Raw genomic sequence first — 19,342 nt, 5'->3', positions numbered from 1 at the left:
AGCCAGAGCGGTCAGTGCCCCTCTGATTTTTCCGTAATGGAACGGTGGAAATTCTCAACAAACCGTTCAAATTCCGCGGGTTTGAGCGGCTTGCTGAAAAAATAGCCCTGGGCTAGCTGGCAGCCGCGTTGTGCCAGATAATACTCCTGTTCTGCCGTTTCCACGCCTTCGGCCACAACCGTCAGATTCAGGCTCTTGCCGAGGTCGATAATAGTATTGGCAATACGGGTGTCTTCCTCGTTGACCAGCAGGTCCCGGATGAACTGCTTGTCGATCTTAAGGTGTTGTACCGGCATCCGTTTGAGATAGGTGAGCGATGAGTAACCCGTGCCAAAATCGTCAACCGCAATGCTGATGCCCGCAGCGTGCAGGCGTTTGAGCTTGTCCACGGCCTCTTCGAGATTGGTCATGAAACTGGTTTCGGTAACTTCCAGTTCCAGGCGGCCGGCCGGAATATTGTGACGGCGAAGGGTATCCAGTATGTCTTCGACAATGCTTTCCTGTCGCAGCTGTACGGCAGACAGGTTGATGGCGATCCGCAGCGGCATGCCGTTGGTAGCCCAGCGCGAGGCCTGAGCGCAGGCCTGGTCCAGTACCCATTCACCAATTTCCACGATCCGCCCGTTCATCTCCGCAACCGGAATAAAGTCATCCGGCGGTACCAACCCCCGCTCCGGGTGCTCCCAGCGAATCAGTGCTTCGGCACCGATAATGCGGTGGGTCGCAAGATTCACCTGGGGCTGGTACACCAGATGGAACTGATTCTGGGCAAGTGCGCCCGACAGGTCTTTTTCAAGCTGTTTGCGCTCACGGATCTCCTGGTCAACGCTGGCAACGAAGAACTGGAAGTAGTTATGGCCATTTTCTTTTGCAAGCGCCATGGTCTGCTCGGCGCTCTGTAGCAGGCGATCGGCTTTATTGGCGTCTCCCGGAAAGAGGGCGATGCCCAGGGTGACCGTCATTGATACCGTCTGGTCTTCGAAGACCATGGGTTGGCTGAGGCAACCCAGGATGCGGTCGCCGGTGTCGGCCGCCTGGAAGCCATCGCGTAGCCCCTTCTCGACCACCACAAACTGATCGCTGCCCAGTCTTGCGAAGGTGAAGCGGTTGCCTGTCAGGGTCTGGGTCAAGCGGTCGGCTACGGTTTGCAGTATCAGGTCGCCAGTGCGGAAGCCACACTGTTCGTTGATGGATTTGAAATCATCAATGCCACAGCAGATCAGTGACAGGACGGTGTTCTCTTTCTGGGCTTCTTCGATATCGGCCTGCAACAGACCCATAAAAGTGTCGCGGCTGGGCAGTCCGGTAAGCTGGTCATAGCGAGCCAGCCGGTTGACCCGATCTTCCGCCTCGCGGTGGCGGGTCTGGCTGTCGCCGATGGCCACCAGCAGATTGTTTGTGGCATTGACCCAGAGCCCCAGCTCGTCGTCCTTGTGCCCCGGGGGTAGTTCAATCAGGTTGTCATCGGGACGGTCGGGGTCAACCTGCTTTACCGATTCAACAATGCGCAGCAGAGGGCGTGTCAGTAACAAGTGAAAGACTACGAACAGCACCATCCCTAGGATAACCGCGGTGGCAATACCCGAGGCAAAGGTGACAATGGCTCGATCCAGCCAGGTGTCGGCGATGGGGCCGGTGTCATAGTGAATGTCGAGAAAGCCGTAAACACTGCCGGGGTCGGCTTCACGGGTCAGTTCGGTGCGGTAGGTGCGATCAGCGTCGAAAATGGCATCGGTCAGCGGTCGCAGGGGCATTTTACGGAGCGGGCGTTCGCGCATACCCAGGGGCTCGCCATCCGGATGGGTAATTCGGGCAAGGTGGATGGATTCCTGGGCAAACAGTCCGTCCACTACCTGTTGCGCAAGATCGCTGTCGATGCTGAACACCGCCTGGGTGGAGGCATCCTCCACCAGCGCCATCGTCTGCCGGGCCTGTGCGTCCAGGGCCCCGGACACCCGGCTGGCGTCCAGAATGACCTGCACCGCGCTTACCAGCACACCACTGAGCAGGGCAACAGCAAGTACCCACCGAAGTATGCGGTAGCCCAGGCGATGTTCTAGCTCAAAAGAATTCTGCATGAAGGCCCGTTTTGATCCTTTCCAGCGCTGTCTGGACCACCTTCCGGATAAACGGGAGGTTGCGGGTCCGTAAGAGAAGACTTCTTATTATTCAGTATGGATGAGATTTCCATCCCTGCACTGTTCTGCACTGTCGATTAACAACAGTATCGGCAATTTTTCCAGATATTTCAGGATGTCAGTGTGTCATTTTGTAAGGTCAGTTATACCGCAGATACAAAAACGCCCGCAAATAAGCGGGCGTTTTTGAGACAACTTACAGAAACGTCGGCTTGATCCGTGATCAGGCCATGTTTTCGTTGACGAAATCCCAGTTGACCAGTTTCCAGAACGCCTCTAGGTAGTTCGGACGGCTGTTCCGGTAATCGATGTAGTACGCATGCTCCCACACATCGACGGTCAGCACTGGCTTATCCGCGCCTGTCAGCGGCGTTTCGGCATTGCTGGTGTTAACAATGGCAACGCTGCCATCGGCTTTCTTCACCAGCCAGGTCCAGCCTGAACCGAAGTTGCCAGCGGCTTTTTCATTGAACTCTTTTTTAAAGTCTTCGAAAGAACCGAAGGCTTTCTCGATAGCGTCTTTCGCAGCACCTGTGGGCTCACCTCCGCCGTTCGGGCTCAGGCAGTGCCAGTAAAAGGTATGGTTCCAGACTTGTGCGGCGTTGTTGAACAGCGGGCCGCTGGCGCTCTTGATAATGTCTTCGAGCGACTTGTTGGCGTTGTCAGTACCTTCGATCAGGCCGTTCAGCTTGGTCACGTAGGTGTTGTGATGCTTGCCGTAATGGTACTCAAGCGTTTCTTCAGAGATGTGCGGTTCAAGTGCGTTCTTTTCGTACGGAAGTGCGGGAAGTTCAAATGCCATGAGGTCGTTCTCCCTGTCTCTCTGTGTTTTTAGTGAATGACAACCTTCTAATATAAGGCTGACAATCGTTATATCAACCCTTTGAGGTTAAAGAACTTTCAAACTCGGGGCTGCCGGGCAGGAACTGGGCGCAGTTCTTGACCCGCCAGACCAGCTCTTCATAGCTGTCCGCCAGAATGTTGATATGCCCAAGCTTTCGCCCCGGCCTCTCACCCTTGTTGTACAGATGAACGTGGGCGTAGGGCAGCTCCAGAATACGTTCAATGTCGCCGTGCTCACCGATGATGTTGATCATGCAGCTGACACCGCGGGCGGCGACATTTCCCAGCGGATGACCGCTGACCGCCCGGATATGGTTCTCGAACTGGCTGGTCATTGCGCCTTCGATGGTCCAGTGTCCGGAGTTGTGCACCCGCGGCGCCATTTCGTTGGCGACCAGGCCTTCGGCGGTCTCGAACAGTTCAAGAGTTAATACGCCGACATAGTTCAATTCGTTCAGCAGAGCCTTGATATAACGCTCGGCGTCTTCCTGAATATGGTGTTCCAGCCCGGGGGCGGGGGCTATGGAATACCGCAGAATGCCCTGATGGTGAGTGTTTTCCGCCATCGGGTAAAACGCCAGATCCCCGGATTCGGACCGAACGGCAATAATGGACACTTCCCGACGGAACTCCACAAACTTTTCCACGATCAGCCGCGGGTGATTGATGGAGGTCCAGGCCTCTTCAGCTTCTTCGGGCGAGCGCAATACCGCCTGGCCCTTGCCGTCATAACCTTCGGTGTTGGTCTTGGCTACGACCGGGCAACCGAGGGCTTCTGCGGCAGCCTGAAGTGATTCGGCACTATCCGCAATTTTCCATTCTGGTGTGGAAATACCAAGATCACCGAAAAGTGTCTTTTCGGCCTCACGGTTTTGGCAAACCTGCAATGCGCGGGGGGAGGGATGGACGGGTTTTTCCGCCGCAATCTTCTCGGCAACTTCGACCGGCAGATGCTCGAATTCGTAGGTGACGCGGTCAACCCGGGAAATAAAGTCCGCCAGGTACTGGTTGTCCCGGTCAATCATTACTTCGCCCAGTCCGGCACTGGGGCTGCCAGACATGTCATAGAAAACAAATGTCTTGGCCAGCGGGTACCCAGCTAACGCCAACATACGTCCAAGCTGACCAGCCCCTAAAACACCAATTCTCATCTGTTATCTCCTACTAATTTTGGCAACTACAAACTTCGGCGTTTTGAGCAGGCAGGGGCAGGCTTTCCAAAACACGCTCCTTGCGGCACATCCATGTGACGCTTGGGCTCCGCCATCCATGGCTCCGCACAGTTTTGGAAAGCCTGCCCCTACCCGCTCAGCAGACCTGGGAGTTAGCTTCACTGATCCCGAGGATCAGGGCCGTCAAGAATCGTTTTTGTCTGTGTTGCTCGGAACTCGTCAACAGCTTCGCGAACGTTCTCATCAGAGGTGCCGATGATTTGTGCCGCCAGAAGACCAGCGTTGGTAGCGCCTGCTTTGCCGATGGCCAGTGTGCCTACCGCAATGCCGCCAGGCATCTGAACGATCGACAGCAGCGAATCGAGACCATTCAGGGCTTTGGACTGAACGGGGACACCCAGAACCGGCAGGGACGTCTGGGAGGCAACCATGCCCGGAAGATGCGCCGCCCCGCCAGCGCCCGCAATAATGACTTTCAGCCCCCGCTCAGAGGCGGTTTTAGCGTAGTCGAACAGCAGATCTGGCGTCCGGTGGGCAGAGACAACTTTTGTCTCATAGGGCACGCCCAGTTTTTCCAGCATGCTGGCGGCGTGTTCCATGGTGGGCCAGTCTGACTTCGAGCCCATGATGAGTCCTACAAGCGGCTGCATATGCAACAGTCCTGGTTTGTTGAAAAGCCGACCATTGTATGTGTCGCCCTCAAGCCATGCAAACCGCCAGTGGGGCGGTTTGCCCCGGTTCAGGGGCTGTATTGATTTGAAGCGTCGGGTGATACGGGTATTATCAGGCCTTACGCTTACCAACGTCCATAGAACGGAGCTGTAATGGAGCCTATCCGACCCGATGAAGACGAGCTGCGGGCATCACGCAGTAACAACACGGAAAAAAAGGAACCGCAAAAGCCAGCCAAAAAAGCGGCGAAGTCCGGAAACGGGGGTCGGTCCGGGCCATCGGCGGTGCTCTCTCTGCTGGTGATACTGGCAGTTGCCGGCGTTGGGGCCTTCGCCTGGTATCAGCATAGCCAGCGTATACAGCAGCTGGAATCCCAGCTTGAAGAAGCGGACTACTGGGTTCGGCAGAGCAAGCTGGCACTGGCGCGTTTCGAAGGTGAATTGTCCGAGACCGGTGAGGACCTCCAGGAGGCCGGCCAGTCCATCGAGCAGCGCCTGAGTAACCAGAGCGCCCGCCTGGATGAGGCCGATAGCGAGATTCGCAAACTCTGGGGCGTGGCAAACGACCGCAACAAGGCTCGCCTGAACGAACACGAGGCGAGGCTGGACAGCTTGAACGAAGCCCTGAAAGCGGCAGCCGGGCACCGGGAAGCGCTGGTGGCGGATGTAAATACGCTGGAGGAAACACTCAGTTCCGAGGTGGATGCTATAGAAACTTCCATACAGCAGCAGGCAACCGCCCAGAACCAGCAGCTTGAGAGCCAGCAGGCAGCGCTGAAAGAGCTGCAGTCAGCCCTGTCCGGCATCGAGGAATCGGTGGATAGCCGGCTGACACGCTTCCAGCGCGAGCAGGCGTTGACGATTAGCGGTCTTGAGAGTCGGATTTCGTCGCTCGAGGTTGCGACCCAGAAGCTCTCCGGCGACAGTGTGGCGTCTCTTAAGTCGGATCTGGCGAACCTGAAGCAGACGGTGTCGTCAATTGATGCGTCCCGGGCCCAGCTCACCTCAAGGCTTGTGCGTTTGTCGGAAGAAGTCAGCCAGCTCCGGGCCCGCCTGCCGGCTCAGTAACGCGCGTGTGAGACGCCCGGACTGTAACAGTTTGTAGCGATCTCTTGCGTTAGCTCTCAGTTCTGGAATCGGGTTGTTGTTAGTATCGGTTCACTCACCAAAGGATGAAGAGTGAACAACAATGATGACCCGAGTTTCTCTGCCCCGATTCTGTCTGAGCAGTAACGTCCTCTGGCGCCGACTGTCCCGGGCGGCGCTGCTGTCTCTGATGCTGGTGATGTCCGGCTGCACGGTGTACCAATCCATCGGCAAAAGCGTGGGCGGGTTTGTGCACCCGGTGACCGGCCACGATTTTGTTCATATCAGCAACGACAAGTGGAGCCGGGATAACGCGCTGGTCTATTTCTACCGGCCGCATTCGGACTGGGCTTCCTACGAGATCGAATCCCCCAGCGTCTACATAGACGACACCCACTACTTCAACTTCCGCAATGACAGTTTTACCTGGTTCGAGGTCAGCCCCGGGCAGCGCCATATTCAGATGCGCCGGCCGCTGTTGGGGCTGGAGGGAATGGGTTCGTTCAGCCTCAGCATGATTGCAGATACCATGCTGGCCGTTGAGCCCGGACAGATCTATTATCTGCGATACAGTGAGGTGGAAAAGCCTGAGGCCAACTATCCCGGCCTGCCGGAAGATCACCCGCTGCGCTCCGGCGATTTGCAGCTGGTCACCCGTGAGTACGCCATGCAGGCGGACGAAATCGTTTCTACGCGATTTCTGAACAGCGATCTTCTGTCGCCCAATCATGGCGCGGCATCTATTGTCAGGGTGACCGAGGATGTGGATTACGAGCGTCGGCGCGGCGAGCTTGAAGAAGAGCGGGCGGCGGAAATCGAACAGCTAAAAGCCGAGGGGAAACACAGCGAGCCCTCCTGGTTCTGGCCTTTCGGGGGCGGCCCCACCGTTCCACTTGAAACCGACAAGAAGCTGAACGAACTTGAAAGGGAATACGCGGCGCTCGAGCGCGAGCGGGAGCGTGAGGACGCCAGCGACGGTTGGTGGATTTTCTGATCCTGACTAGACTGTCGGTAAGAAGGTCAGAACAGGAAACGGGGTATGTCACTGAAACAGGAAGCCCAGCGGAGGATGGCCGCTGTTATAAAGCGGCTGGACAGCTTTAACTGCTCGCTTGCAGACCGAGCGCTACCTGATAGCAGGCGAAAAAAGGTCAGCGAATTGTCCCTCAGGGACAAGGCTGTGAAGGCTGGCCAGAAGGCCACAAATGTAAGATCGATTAATTCCTGAAAAGCATTTGACACTGCGGGACAAATGCTTAAAATGCCCACCTCACTTGATTGAGATGGCGACCCGTTTCGTTGTCACAACAGGTGTGCTGCGAAAGTGGGCGGTTAGCTCAGCTGGGAGAGCATCGCCCTTACAAGGCGAGGGTCACTGGTTCGATCCCAGTACCGCCCACCACTTTTCAGCATCGCCGGGCTACCCCGTCCGGTTGTGATTGTGGCAGTTCCTCTGCCGCGATCGATGCGGAGCGGTAGTTCAGCTGGTTAGAATACCGGCCTGTCACGCCGGGGGTCGCGGGTTCGAGTCCCGTCCGCTCCGCCATTTTTCTTCTCTTGCGATATCTGTCCTTTATTTCGTCATCTCATTGACACATTTGCCGTGAATACTGTTCTGAATATCAGGAGCAGGAGTTTGGTATGTCTGATTATCAGGAAGATCTTATTGCCAGTCAGTTGGAAGAATATGACGATGACATCGAGCAGGATGATGCGACAGAGCTTTGACTTCGGTACTGTCCCTGCCTCTACGGTTTAGAGTCACCTGTCACAGAATGCCCTTTTCTTTCTGCTCGCGGACGTATCGTTTTCGATGTTCTGCGGGGCTCGTTTTGAACCAGCGCTTCCACGCTTTGTGAAACGCCGCGGGGTTGGCAAAGCCCAGCAACCATGCGATTTCCGATATCGATGTCCGTGTCTCCCGAATGTATTCACTCGCCAGCTCCTGTCGGGTCTCGTCGAGTAGTTCCCTAAACCCCGTACCTTCCGCCCGCAGCTGGCGCTGCAGTGTCCAGGGTGCAAGGCCCAACTGGTCCGCGACGGTTGCCAGATCCGGCGTGTTTCCCTGGAGCAGGGGAGTCAAACGGTCTTTTACGCGGTCTCCCATGGTCCAGTGAGAGCGGGTTTTCAGAAGCTGACGCTCACATTGCCTCGCCAGAAGATCAAACATTCCCGGCTGGGACTGCAGCGCGGCTGCATCGCGTGCTGATGCTGACAGCTGAATGGCATTTCCCTTGGCGCCAAACTCCACGGGGCACCCGAACCAGGCTTCGAATTCCTCGTCCAGTCCCCGGGATGGGTATTCAATACTGACGCTTTCCAGCACCTGCTGTTGCCCCGAAACGATGCGGAGAAACTCGGTCCAGGCGGCCAGCACCGAATCCACCACAAAGTAGTTGAAGACATTGTAGGGGCGGATCGAATAGAAGTTGGCGGTCAGGCCCTTGCCGGACATCCAGGGTGTGCCACGGCTGTTGTGGCTGGTCAGCACACCGAACTTGATGAGGGTGTTCAGCCCTTCGCCGGCAGTTGGTGCACACTGCGCCGCAAGGCCTGCCATACCTGCATCAACAGGGCGGGAAAGCTGGCCCATGGTCAGGCCCAGGGCAGGATTGCCCGTTAGCCGGATGGCGGCCTCGCCCAGACGCATGAAGCGGGGGATGCTGATTCTGGCATCGGGTGTCGCCAGGGACTGTGGGCTTAGCCCGAACCGTTCCATCAAAGGGGCGGGATCCTGGCCTTCTGCGGCCACAGCGCGCGCCAGTACCGAGGCGTAAAGTACGCTCAGTTCGCCGAGGGAGTTGGTGCGTCGGGAGGGCATTCTCATCCTCCAGATACTGTCAGACAAGTTACCTTAAGACAATATATTGTCATCTCAGGATATTGTCGGCGGGCATCGGTGCGGATAACTTAACGGTCATTCACCAATAATCAGAACTCATTAGAAGAATCCAGGAGAGACCATGACCGCATCGACAACAGGCGTTGCCCGCTATCCAAACCTGCTTGAGCCTCTGGATCTGGGGTTCGTCAAACTCCGTAACCGTGCCTTGATGGGGTCCATGCATACCGGGCTGGAAGAGGCTAAAAATGGCTTTGACCGGCTCGCCAGGTTCTACGCGGATCGCGCCCGTGGCGGAGTGGGGCTGATTGTGACCGGCGGTATTGCGCCCAATGAAGAGGGCGCGGTGTTCCAGCATGCTGCCAAGATGAGTACCCCTGAAGAAGCGGAAAAGCACAAGGTCATTACCCGGGCGGTGCATGACGCGGACGGGCTGATCTGCATGCAGATCCTGCACGCCGGCCGCTACGCCTACCATCCCGGGCTGGTTGCCCCTTCAGCCATTCAGGCGCCGATCAACCCGCTCAAGCCCAGGGCGCTGGATGAAGAAGGCATCGAGAAGCAGATCCAGGACTACGTGAACTGCGCCGAGCTGGCCCGAGAGGCAGGCTATGATGGCGTGGAAATCATGGGGTCCGAAGGCTACTTCATCAATCAGTTTATTGTGCAGCACACCAATGACCGGACGGACCGCTGGGGTGGCAGCTATGAAAACCGCATTCGCCTGCCCATCGAGATTGTTCGCCGTGTCCGCGAGCAGGTGGGTGAAAAGTTCATTCTGATCTACCGTCTTTCGATGTTGGACCTTATTGAAAACGGCAGCACCTGGGAGGAAGTGGTGCAGCTGGCGAAAGAGATTGAAAAGGCCGGCGCTACCATAATCAACACCGGCATCGGTTGGCATGAGGCGCGGGTTCCCACCATCGCCACCTCTGTTCCCCGTGGCGCCTTCACCGGCGTGACCCGCAGACTCAAGGACGAAGTGCGGATTCCGCTGGTGACCACCAACCGGATCAACATGCCGGACGTGGCGGAGAAGATTCTGGCCCAGGGCGATGCCGACATGGTGTCCATGGCGCGCCCCTTCCTGGCGGATGCAGACCTGGTCAAAAAAGCCATTGAAGACCGGGCGCAGGAGATCAACACCTGCATCGGCTGCAACCAGGCCTGCCTGGACCATACCTTCAGCGGCAAGTTGACCTCCTGTCTGGTGAACCCGCGGGCCTGCCATGAGACTGAGCTTGCCTACGTGAAAACCTCCTCGCCCCGGAAGATCGCCGTGGTCGGCGGCGGACCGGCGGGGCTTGCCTTTGCCACCGTTGCCGCCGAGCGTGGCCATGCCGTCACCCTGTTTGATGACGGCAAAGAAATTGGCGGCCAGTTCAATGTGGCCAAGCTGATTCCCGGCAAGGAAGAGTTCTACGAGACCCTGCGCTATTTCAAGGTGATGCTGGATAAACACGGCGTGGACGTTCGCCTGAACAACCGGGTAAGCGCGGAAGACCTGAAAGCCGGCGGCTTCGATCATGTCATCCTGGCTAGCGGCGTGAAGCCCAGGACACCGGAGATAGAGGGCATCGACCATCCCAAAGTGATCGGGTACCTGGACGCATTGCTTGAGCGCAAGCCCGTGGGCCAGAAGGTGGCGGTGATCGGCGCCGGTGGTATCGGCTTTGATGTGTCCGAATTCATCGTTCACAAAGGCACGTCGGCCGCGCTTGACCCGGCCCATTTCATGCGGGAATGGGGCGTGGATCTCACCGTGGAACACCGGGGCGGTATCAAAGGCATGGAGCCGGAGCTGCCGGAGCCAGCCCGCGAGGTCTACCTGCTTCAGCGCAAGACGTCGAAAGTGGGCAAGAATCTGGGCAAAACCACCGGCTGGATCCACAGGACATCGCTCAAGCACCGTCAGGTTCAGATGGTGCCGGGTGTGACCTATCGCAAGATTGACGATGAAGGCCTGCACGTGACCATCACGCCCAAGGGCGCAGAGCAGGGCGAAGACCGTGTACTGCCAGTGGATACCATTATTGTCTGTGCGGGCCAGGATCCGCTGCGGGAACTGCAGCTTGACCTTGAGAGCGCGGGCCTGAGCGTTCATCTGATCGGCGGTGCTGACGTGGCGGCGGAGCTGGATGCCAAGCGCGCGATTGATCAGGGTAGCCGTCTGGCGGCGGAGCTCTGATACGGCAGAGGGTTGACGAAAATCGCGGCGATCACAAATTGTTGCAGATTTTGTTACATACACACCGTGTTAGCCGGTCGTTGACCGGCTAGACTGTTATCCGCATATTGAAATTTGAAATTCCGGATATCAGGAGTGTGCAATGGCGTCTGCCGAAAAGGTGGGTGACGAACATTCGGCAGTCTTCTTTATGGACGGCAGTGAAGTATCGAGGCAGATGCGCGCCTCGGAGTTCGGTGCGTTTCTGGACGGCTATGTCGGACTTTCGGATCTGGCGGATACCGATGTAAAGGCGGTGTTCGTGCTTTTAAGCCCGAGGCTCGAAGTGCGCTCACTGGTGTTCTTCCGCATCTATTTTGATGAGGAAGGCCGGGCGGACGCCAGCTGGAATCTGCCTGTGGAGCAACTGGCCCGTAAGGGCGCCAAGGGCCCGGACCTGGGTGGCGGGCCAATCCGGCTTGTATGCCGCAGTCAGTGCCCTGCGTCTGTCAGTGCCGATGACCTTTGGGACCCGGATATGACGCCGGGCAGCAACCACTTCCAATCCATCCGTCGGGCCGTAGAGGCCAACAGCCTTAAGTTCCGCAAGGCCGAACCGCCGGCGGAGGAAAACATTCCGGTGCTGGGTGACGAATCCCGCGAGCAGGATTCCTCCGGCGACCGCGCCCGCCTGGCCCAGCTGATCCGCGAACAGCGCCTGCGGATCAAGACCCTCCAGAGCGTCCATCGGGATGCTTTGTCCGAGCTCCAGCGGGAAAACCGCCATGAAATTCAGGCCCTTCGTAATGAGCTGGCGGACCTGCAACAGCGCTATGAACGCCAGAAACTGAGTAATGAACAGCTCAAGAAGCGTCTTGCCGAGCGCAATGAGCAGTACCTGGATATGCAGGAGCAGATCGCCAATGAAGCCGCCAGCAAGAACCGGGAAGGGGCTGCGGCGAACGCCGAGGTGGTGCTGCTGAAAGAGCAGCTCGATCGCCGGCAGCGGGAACTGGAGCTGCGGGACGAGAAAATCGTTGCTCTGGAGCAGGAGAATTATGACCTTCAGCACCAGGCGCCGGCGGAAGATTCGTTGATGGACCACCTGAAGAATCAGTCGGTTTTTCTGGTGGCCTATCACCCGGGCGTGGGCCACGTGACCCTGCCATACAGCGATATCGAGACCTATTTCCGCAATCCCGTCTCCTACGCTGCGGCGCGATGCGGCCTGAACGAGCCTGCCTATCGGGAATGGCTGGAGCATTACGAGAACCCGGTCTGCCACCACAAGAGCGGCAAAGGGGTGCAGTGCAATGAACCGGTGATGCGGGTGAGCCAGCCTTCGGAATTTCGCCCCGGCGTCGATGACCGCTGCGAGCACCACCAGCTGGTTGAGGCCCATTCCTGAATCGACGATCACGCCAATTAACACGAACTTTTTCAGAATCCCGCCGTATTTCGTTAGTATGGGGCCTTCGATCGACCCCATACAGACACCCACAGGAAGTTTCATGGACCAATTCAGGAACATCGGCGTCATTGGCCGCATGGGCAGCGTGCAGGTTGTCGAGTCGCTGCGGCAGCTCAAGCAGTACCTGATCCGCAACAACTACCATGTGATCATTGAGGAAGACACCTCCACCATGCTGCCGGGCCATGGCCTTCAGGTTGCCAGCAAAAAGCTGCTGGGCGAAATCTGTGACCTGGTGATAGTGGTTGGCGGTGATGGCAGCCTTCTTGGTGCAGCACGGGAACTGGCCAAATCCAAGATCCCGCTGTTGGGCGTGAACCGTGGGCGGCTCGGGTTTCTGACCGATATCTCCCCGTCCGATCTGGAAGAGCGTCTGGAAAAGGTCTTGCAGGGGGAGTACATCGAAGAAACCCGGTTCCTGCTGGACGGCCATGTGGAGCGAAACGGCCAGCCCCTGGGTTTCGGCACGGCGCTGAATGATGTCGTGCTGCATCCGGGCAAGTCCACGCGGATGATCGGCTTCGACCTCTATATCGACGGGCACTTTGTCTACAGCCAGCGCTCGGACGGGCTGATCGTATCAACGCCTACCGGATCTACCGCCTATTCGCTCTCAGCGGGCGGGCCCATCATGCATCCGAAGTTGGATGCGGTGGTGTTGGTGCCCATGTTCCCTCATACCCTGAGCAGCCGCCCCATCGTGGTTGACGGCAAAAGCGAGATCAAACTGGTGATCGGGGAGACTAACGAAACCTATCCCCAGATCAGTTTTGACGGCCAGATGAACATTGCCTGCGCCCCCGGTGACATCATCCGCATCACCAAGAAACCGTTTAAAATCCGCCTGATCCATCCGACGGACCACAATTTTTACGCCACCTGTCGGGACAAGCTAGGTTGGGCCAGCGAAATCGCAGCGAGTTAAACATGGCATTTCAGAAACGAAGCGCGAGTCGCGGCTACGACATCATTGGTGATATTCATGGGTGTGCCCACACCCTGAAGCGGTTGCTGGATCAGATGGGATACCGCAAGCGCAACGGTGTGTATCAGCACGATTCACGGCAGGCCATTTTTATCGGCGATATTATCGACCGAGGCCCGCGCATACGTGAGTCCCTACACCTGGTGCGGGACATGGTGGAGCATGGTTCGGCGCGGATCGTGATGGGTAACCATGAGTACAACGCCCTGGGGTATTGCACCCGCGCACGGCCGGGTAGTGGCAAGAAGTGGCTACGGGAGCACAACGCTCGCCACGACCGGCTGATCCGGGAAACCCTGCAGCAGTTTGAACACCATCCCCATGAGTGGAACGAATTTCTGGAATGGTTCTACACCATTCCTCTGTTCATCGACGAGCCGGATTTCCGCGCGGTTCACGCCTGCTGGGATAACAATCTGATCGAGAAGTTTAAGGCCCATCAGGGTGGCGCCTGCATTGATGATGATTTTCTTCATGCGTCTGCGGCGATTGAGTCCTTTGCCGGCCAGGTCATGGATACCCTGCTGCGGGGCACCGACCTGCGTCTGCCTCCTGGCGTTAAAATCACCGGGCGCGACGGCTACACGCGTGAATTCTTCCGCACCAAGTTCTGGGCCGATAACCCGAAAACCTATGCTGATGTGGTGTTCCAGCCGGACCCTTTGCCTGAAGATGTCGCCCGCCGGGAACTGACCGACCATGAGCGCAGTCAACTGGTGACCTATCCGGCATCTGCGCCACCCGTGTTTGTGGGGCATTACTGGATGGAAGGAGAGCCCGAGCCGCTCAAGCCCAATGTGGCCTGTATCGATTTCAGCGCCGTCAAGTACGGCAAGCTGGTGGCCTATCGGCTGGACGGAGAGCGGCATCTGTCTAAAGACAAGTTCGTGTGGGTAGACGTGGAGCGCCCGGAAGAGGCGGATTATCCCACCAGTGAAGACAGCATAGCGAGGTGATGATTGTACCGGGTTAAACAGATTGAGGCCGAAGCGGACCTGGCGGGATTCAGCCAGTGGCTGAAAGAGCAGGGCGTCGAACACCGGATAACGGAAGAAGGCGACTCCCAGGTGCTGTGGCTGGAGAACCCGGATCATGCAGACCCGGTTCTGCACGCGCTGGAGCGGTTCCTGAGCGAGCCGGAGCTACGGGAACGGGTCAATGAGGTGGTCAGTTCACCGGTCTTTGTCGGCGGTCGTTGGCAGCCCTCCCCGCGACACGCGCCGCTGGTGCTGGCGATGATTGTCATCGGCGTGGTTGTTTCTTTCTTTACTGAACTGGGCCAGAACCGGCTGGCGACCTATCTGATGATCATCGACCCCACGGTGTATAACTGGGGGAGCATGGCAGAGCGCATTCAGGCATTGAGCGTGACCCTGTCGAACGGGGAGATCTGGCGGCTGCTGACACCGGATTTCCTGCACTTCAGCTGGGCTCATATCGTGTTCAACGCGGTGATGCTCTGGTTTCTGGGTAGCCAGATCGAGTGGTTTGACGGTCGTCAGCGATTGCTGCTTCTGTTTGCGGTGGTCAGCGTGTTGTCCAATGGACTCCAGTACCTGGTATCCGGCCCTCTTTTCGGCGGATTGTCCGGGGTGGTTTACGGTATCCTCGGCTACTGCTGGTTGAGCCAGCGTCGGCGCCCCAGGTTCCAGTTTCCACCGGCACTGGTGACGTTTGCCGTCGCCTGGATGGTCGTGGGTTTTACGCCTTTCACGGAAATGCTGGGTCTGGGCAGAATGGCCAACGAGGCACACCTTGGCGGATTCCTGTCGGGCCTGGCGCTTGCGGTGATTTTGCCGGTGTCAAAAAAAGCCCCACATCAAGGTGGGGCATGAAGAGAGCGTGTAAGCTCTGATGAGAGAGACCAAATGAGCACAACCTCTGTCATTTGGTGAAACAATGATAATCATTATCATTTATATCTGTCAACAGTTTGCAGTAACTTTATCCCAAATCATCCACGGGAGATCGGAATGACCTATGAAGAGCTGATCAAGCGGCTTGACCCGACGGTTTACCGGAACCTCAAGCAGTCTCTGGAGCTGGGCAAGTGGCCGGACGGCCGGGCGCTGACCAAAGAGCAGCGCACCATCTGTATGGAAGCGATCATCTATTACGAGGAGCACCACCAGGTGCCGAAAGAGGAGCGGGTCGGTTACCTGGATCGTGGCAAGAAGGCCGGAACGGCCTGCGACCCCAGCGTGTCCAGAACTACCAACGGCGCCACCGGTGATTCGGATAATTTCTTCGAGGTGAAGTCTTGAGCGCAGTGGTGGACATCACCGGGCGACTCCGGAAAATGCCCGCCGAGGCTGACAGCCCGGTGAGCTACAGCCTGCTTGTGGGTGACACCCGGATTCCGCTGAATGATCTGATAGGGTACCCGCTGAGGCTGGACTTCGACGGCGTGATTCGTTGTATAAACTGCGACCGCAAAACCAACAAGAGCTTCAGCCAGGGTTTCTGTTACCCCTGTTTCAGAAAGCTGGCGGCCTGTGATACCTGTATTATGAGCCCTGAGAAATGCCACTATTATCAGGGCACCTGCCGCGAGCCGGAGTGGGGCGAAACCCATTGCATGGTGGAGCATGTGGTCTATCTGGCGAACTCATCCGGACTGAAGGTAGGCATTACCCGTGGCAGCCAGGTACCAACCCGGTGGATTGATCAGGGCGCGGTGGACGCCATCCCGATGATTCGCGTGGCCACCCGGCAGCTTGCCGGTTTCGTGGAAGTGGCCTGCAAAAAGCATGTGGCGGATCGCACCAACTGGCGCACCATGCTCAAGGGTGAAGTCCCGGACATGGACCTGGCCCAGGAGCGGGATCGTCTTCTGGGGCTGATAGAAGATGACCTGAAAGCCCTGCAGGACCAGTACGGTGAAGATGCGCTTCGCCCGGTTGGCGAAGCGGGCCTGGCGCTCAGCTACCCGGTAGAGGTCTGGCCGGAGAAGGTGAAAACCCACAATCTAGACAAGGCATCCAGTGCCGAGGGCGTGCTTCAGGGTATCAAGGGGCAGTATCTGATCCTCGACACGGGCGTGATCAACATTCGAAAATACACCGGCTATGAAATCCGCTTCCAGGCATTTCCCGATCTGGGCCATAAGCCCGATCAGGCCGCCAAGTAGGTGCCGGTAACCCATTCTGGAGACAAACCATGCGTACCAGTCAGCCACAAACCATCTATCTGAAAGACTACAAAGTGCCGGCGTTTGTCGTGGATCACGTGGATCTGCGTTTTGAACTGTTTGAGGACGGTGCCCGGGTTCACAGTCTGTTATCCATCCGGCGCAACCCCGACAGCGACGACGCCGAAAGCAATCTGGAGCTGGATGGCGACAGCCTGACGCTGGAGTCTCTGCAGCTGAACGGCGAGACCCTGTCCGAAAAGGACTATGACAACCGTGGTGAGAAGCTGGTGGTGCCGGGCGTTCCCGAGCAATTCGAACTGGCGGTGGTGACCTGGCTTGAGCCCCAGAACAACACCCGGCTGGAGGGGCTTTACAAGTCGTCCGGTATGTTCTGCACCCAGTGCGAGGCCCAGGGTTTCCGCTGTATTACCTATTTCCCGGACCGTCCGGATGTGATGGCGCGGTTCCGTACCCGTATCGAGGCCGACAAAACCGCCTATCCGGTGCTGCTGTCCAACGGTAACGATGTTGAGAAAGGCGAACTGGCGGACGGCCGCCATTTTGTGACCTGGGAAGATCCGTTCCCCAAGCCCAGCTATCTGTTTGCGCTGGTTGCCGGAGATCTGGTGGAAAAGCGGGATTCGTTCCGCACAATGTCCGGCCGGGATATCGATCTGAGAATGTACATCGAGCCCCGCAACGCCGAAAAGTGCGACCACGCGCTGGATTCCCTCAAGCGCGCCATGCGCTGGGATGAAGAGGTCTATGGCCGCGAGTACGATCTGGATATTTTCATGATTGTGGCGGTGGACGACTTCAATATGGGTGCGATGGAGAACAAGGGCCTGAACATTTTCAACTCGTCCTGTGTGCTGGCCAGCCAGGAAACCGCAACCGATATGGCGTTCCAGCGCATTGAATCCATTGTGGCCCACGAGTATTTCCATAACTGGTCCGGCAACCGCGTTACCTGCCGCGACTGGTTTCAGCTGAGTCTGAAGGAAGGTTTCACCGTATTCCGGGACTCCCAGTTTTCCTCGGATATGGGGTCGCCCACGGTCAAGCGTATTGAAGACGCCTCCATGCTGCGCACCGCGCAGTTTGCAGAAGACGCGGGGCCCATGGCTCACCCGGTGCGGCCCGAGTCCTACATGGAAATCACCAACTTCTACACCCTGACGATTTATGAAAAGGGCTGTGAAGTAGTGGGCATGATCAGGACCCTGTTGGGCGATGAGATGTTCCGCAAAGGCAGCGACCTCTACTTTGAGCGCCACGACGGCCAGGCGGTGACCACCGATGATTTCGTGCGGGCAATGGAAGACGCCAGCGGTCGTGATCTGACCCAGTTCCGGCTCTGGTACGAGCAGGCCGGAACGCCCGAGCTGACGATCTCCGATGAGTTTGATCAGGGCAGGGGTGTTTACCGGCTGTCTATTAAACAGACCATTCCGGACACGCCCGGCCAGACCAACAAGAAGCCGCAGCACATTCCCTTTGCCCTGGGCCTGCTGGGTGCTGATGGCGAACCGCTGCCGCTGAAACTGTCTGCCGACGACGCCGATGCGCCGACCGAGCGGGTGCTGGAGCTGACCGAGGCCCAACATACGTTCGAGTTCCACGGCATTGCGGAAAGGCCCGTTCCCTCACTGTTGCGGCATTTCTCCGCCCCGGTGCGTGCCCAGTACCCCTGGACCCGGGAGCAGCTGATGTTCCTGATGAGTCACGATAATGATGGCTTCAACCGCTGGGATGCCGGCCAGAAACTGGCGATTGATGTGATCAGTTCACTGATCGGCAAAGGGGATTCGGCACAGGTTGACCCCGGACTGATCGATGCCTATCGCGGTCTGCTGGCCGACGACAAGCTGGACCAGGCCCTGGTGGCCAAGATGCTTCAGTTGCCAACGGAAGCCTATTTGATTGAACTGTCTGACAAGCCGGAAGTGCAGGCGATTCACCAGGCTCGTGAGCGGGTGTTGGCCAGCCTGGCCAAAGAGCTTCGGGACGATCTGCTGGCCTGCTACCACCGCAATACGCTCAGCGGCGTGTATGAAGTGACGCCGGAATCGGTTGCCCGTCGCAGTCTGCGCAACACCGCGTTGGCCTGGCTGCTTCACCTGGATGACGATGAGGCCCGCTCGCTGGCGCTGGCCCAATACGCCGACGCGGACAACATGACCGACCGTCTGGGAGCGCTGCGCGCGCTGGTCGGTTCCGGTTTTGAAGCCGATCGGGAAGCCACGCTTGCGGACTTCTATGAGCGTTTCAGGCAGGATCCGCAGGTTGTCGAGCAGTGGTTCTCTGTTCAGGCCGCCAGTGCTCGCACGGGAAGCCTGGCCCAGATCAAGGAGCTGATGCAGCATCCGGCTTTCGACTGGAAAAACCCCAACAAGATCCGGTCGGTTATCGGTGCCTTCGCGGGGCAGAACCTGCCGGCTTTCCATGCCGAGGACGGATCGGGCTACCGTTTCCTGGCAGAGCAGGTTCGTCGGCTTGATGACAGCAACCCGCAGATTGCCGCTCGGCTGGTGTCACCCCTGACCCGCTGGCGTAAGTTTGCGCCGGTGCACGGTGATCAAATGAAGGCTGCGCTGGAAACGGTTCGTGATAAGGACGGGCTGTCCCGGGACGTGTACGAGGTAGTGCACAAGAGCCTGGCGGGCTAACAGGAATGTGACAGGGCGTGAAGCGCCCTGTCACACGACGATACAAAATCGCACTTTTGAACGATAGACAACACTGGCCAATAGTCTAATCTGGCAGCAGACAATCGTGCGTGGTTTTAAAACAAGATCTCACAATAAGAAAAGCCTTCATGAAGGCTTTCAGAC

15 protein-coding genes and 2 tRNA genes are annotated in these 19,342 nt (G+C 57.7%); 12 read left to right on the top strand and 5 right to left on the bottom strand.

Going from position 1 to position 19,342, the window contains the following annotated elements; genetic code table 11:
• Positions 1 to 11: 11 nt before the first annotated feature.
• The 4 genes from FPL19_RS00660 to purE form a co-directional block, all read right to left on the bottom strand.
• The gene (locus tag FPL19_RS00660; RefSeq protein ID WP_150909633.1) at positions 12 to 2,078 is read right to left on the bottom strand and encodes a putative bifunctional diguanylate cyclase/phosphodiesterase; all 2,067 of its coding nucleotides are present in this window, start codon (positions 2,076 to 2,078) and stop codon (positions 12 to 14) included.
• Positions 2,079 to 2,361: 283 nt separating this feature from the next.
• Positions 2,362 to 2,940, bottom strand: a complete 579-nt coding sequence (gene sodB / locus FPL19_RS00655) for a superoxide dismutase [Fe] (RefSeq protein WP_150909631.1) — start codon at positions 2,938 to 2,940, stop codon at positions 2,362 to 2,364.
• A gap of 73 nt (positions 2,941 to 3,013) precedes the next feature.
• Positions 3,014 to 4,132 (bottom strand): 5-(carboxyamino)imidazole ribonucleotide synthase, encoded by a 1,119-nt coding sequence (locus tag FPL19_RS00650; RefSeq protein WP_150909629.1) that lies wholly within the window; start codon positions 4,130 to 4,132, stop codon positions 3,014 to 3,016.
• A gap of 179 nt (positions 4,133 to 4,311) precedes the next feature.
• Complete coding sequence (purE, locus tag FPL19_RS00645; protein WP_150909627.1) at positions 4,312 to 4,803, bottom strand: 5-(carboxyamino)imidazole ribonucleotide mutase; 492 nt, start codon at positions 4,801 to 4,803, stop codon at positions 4,312 to 4,314.
• 174 nt (positions 4,804 to 4,977) lie between these two features.
• On the opposite strand from purE, the gene FPL19_RS00640 reads away from it, so the two are divergent.
• The 4 genes from FPL19_RS00640 to FPL19_RS00620 all read left to right on the top strand — a co-directional run bounded on the left by FPL19_RS00640 (position 4,978) and on the right by FPL19_RS00620 (position 7,456).
• The gene (locus FPL19_RS00640) at positions 4,978 to 5,892 is read left to right on the top strand and encodes a coiled-coil domain-containing protein (protein WP_150909625.1); all 915 of its coding nucleotides are present in this window, start codon (positions 4,978 to 4,980) and stop codon (positions 5,890 to 5,892) included.
• Positions 5,893 to 6,013: 121 nt separating this feature from the next.
• The gene (locus FPL19_RS00635; RefSeq protein WP_225314239.1) at positions 6,014 to 6,904 is read left to right on the top strand and encodes a DUF2846 domain-containing protein; all 891 of its coding nucleotides are present in this window, start codon (positions 6,014 to 6,016) and stop codon (positions 6,902 to 6,904) included.
• A 332-nt stretch (positions 6,905 to 7,236) separates the two neighbouring features.
• A tRNA-Val gene (locus FPL19_RS00625) sits at positions 7,237 to 7,312 on the top strand.
• A gap of 67 nt (positions 7,313 to 7,379) precedes the next feature.
• Positions 7,380 to 7,456: transfer RNA gene (locus FPL19_RS00620), tRNA-Asp, on the top strand.
• A gap of 222 nt (positions 7,457 to 7,678) precedes the next feature.
• Here FPL19_RS00620 and FPL19_RS00615 read toward each other — a convergent pair.
• A complete protein-coding gene (locus FPL19_RS00615; protein WP_318527377.1) occupies positions 7,679 to 8,731 on the bottom strand; it encodes an AraC family transcriptional regulator in 1,053 nt (350 codons plus the stop codon).
• Between the two features lie 142 nt (positions 8,732 to 8,873).
• On the opposite strand from FPL19_RS00615, the gene FPL19_RS00610 reads away from it, so the two are divergent.
• From FPL19_RS00610 to pepN, 8 genes are all read left to right on the top strand, one after another.
• On the top strand, positions 8,874 to 10,940 hold the full coding sequence (locus FPL19_RS00610) for an NADPH-dependent 2,4-dienoyl-CoA reductase (RefSeq protein ID WP_150909619.1): 2,067 nt from the start codon (positions 8,874 to 8,876) through the stop codon (positions 10,938 to 10,940).
• 142 nt (positions 10,941 to 11,082) lie between these two features.
• Positions 11,083 to 12,327: a DNA repair protein gene (locus FPL19_RS00605; RefSeq protein WP_150909617.1), complete on the top strand. Its 1,245-nt coding sequence runs from the start codon at positions 11,083 to 11,085 to the stop codon at positions 12,325 to 12,327.
• A gap of 103 nt (positions 12,328 to 12,430) precedes the next feature.
• Positions 12,431 to 13,315, top strand: coding sequence for an NAD(+) kinase (locus tag FPL19_RS00600; protein WP_150909615.1), 885 nt, complete (start codon positions 12,431 to 12,433; stop codon positions 13,313 to 13,315).
• A gap of 2 nt (positions 13,316 to 13,317) precedes the next feature.
• Positions 13,318 to 14,331, top strand: a complete 1,014-nt coding sequence (locus FPL19_RS00595; protein ID WP_150909613.1) for a metallophosphoesterase — start codon at positions 13,318 to 13,320, stop codon at positions 14,329 to 14,331.
• A 3-nt stretch (positions 14,332 to 14,334) separates the two neighbouring features.
• A complete protein-coding gene (locus FPL19_RS00590) occupies positions 14,335 to 15,210 on the top strand; it encodes a rhomboid family intramembrane serine protease (protein WP_150909611.1) in 876 nt (291 codons plus the stop codon).
• 138 nt (positions 15,211 to 15,348) lie between these two features.
• Positions 15,349 to 15,639 (top strand): YeaC family protein, encoded by a 291-nt coding sequence (locus tag FPL19_RS00585; RefSeq protein ID WP_150909609.1) that lies wholly within the window; start codon positions 15,349 to 15,351, stop codon positions 15,637 to 15,639.
• Positions 15,640 to 15,674: 35 nt separating this feature from the next.
• Positions 15,675 to 16,505, top strand: a complete 831-nt coding sequence (locus tag FPL19_RS00580; protein ID WP_404802808.1) for a DUF2797 domain-containing protein — start codon at positions 15,675 to 15,677, stop codon at positions 16,503 to 16,505.
• Positions 16,506 to 16,534: 29 nt separating this feature from the next.
• Entirely contained in the window at positions 16,535 to 19,177 is a 2,643-nt protein-coding gene (gene pepN / locus FPL19_RS00575; RefSeq protein ID WP_150909605.1) for an aminopeptidase N, read from the top strand.
• The last annotated feature ends 165 nt before the right edge of the window (positions 19,178 to 19,342 follow it).

Origin of the sequence: Marinobacter halotolerans (assembly GCF_008795985.1) — a bacterium.
Taxonomy (GTDB): Bacteria; Pseudomonadota; Gammaproteobacteria; order Pseudomonadales; family Oleiphilaceae; genus Marinobacter; species Marinobacter halotolerans.
This window is presented reverse-complemented; position numbering and strand designations above follow the sequence as displayed.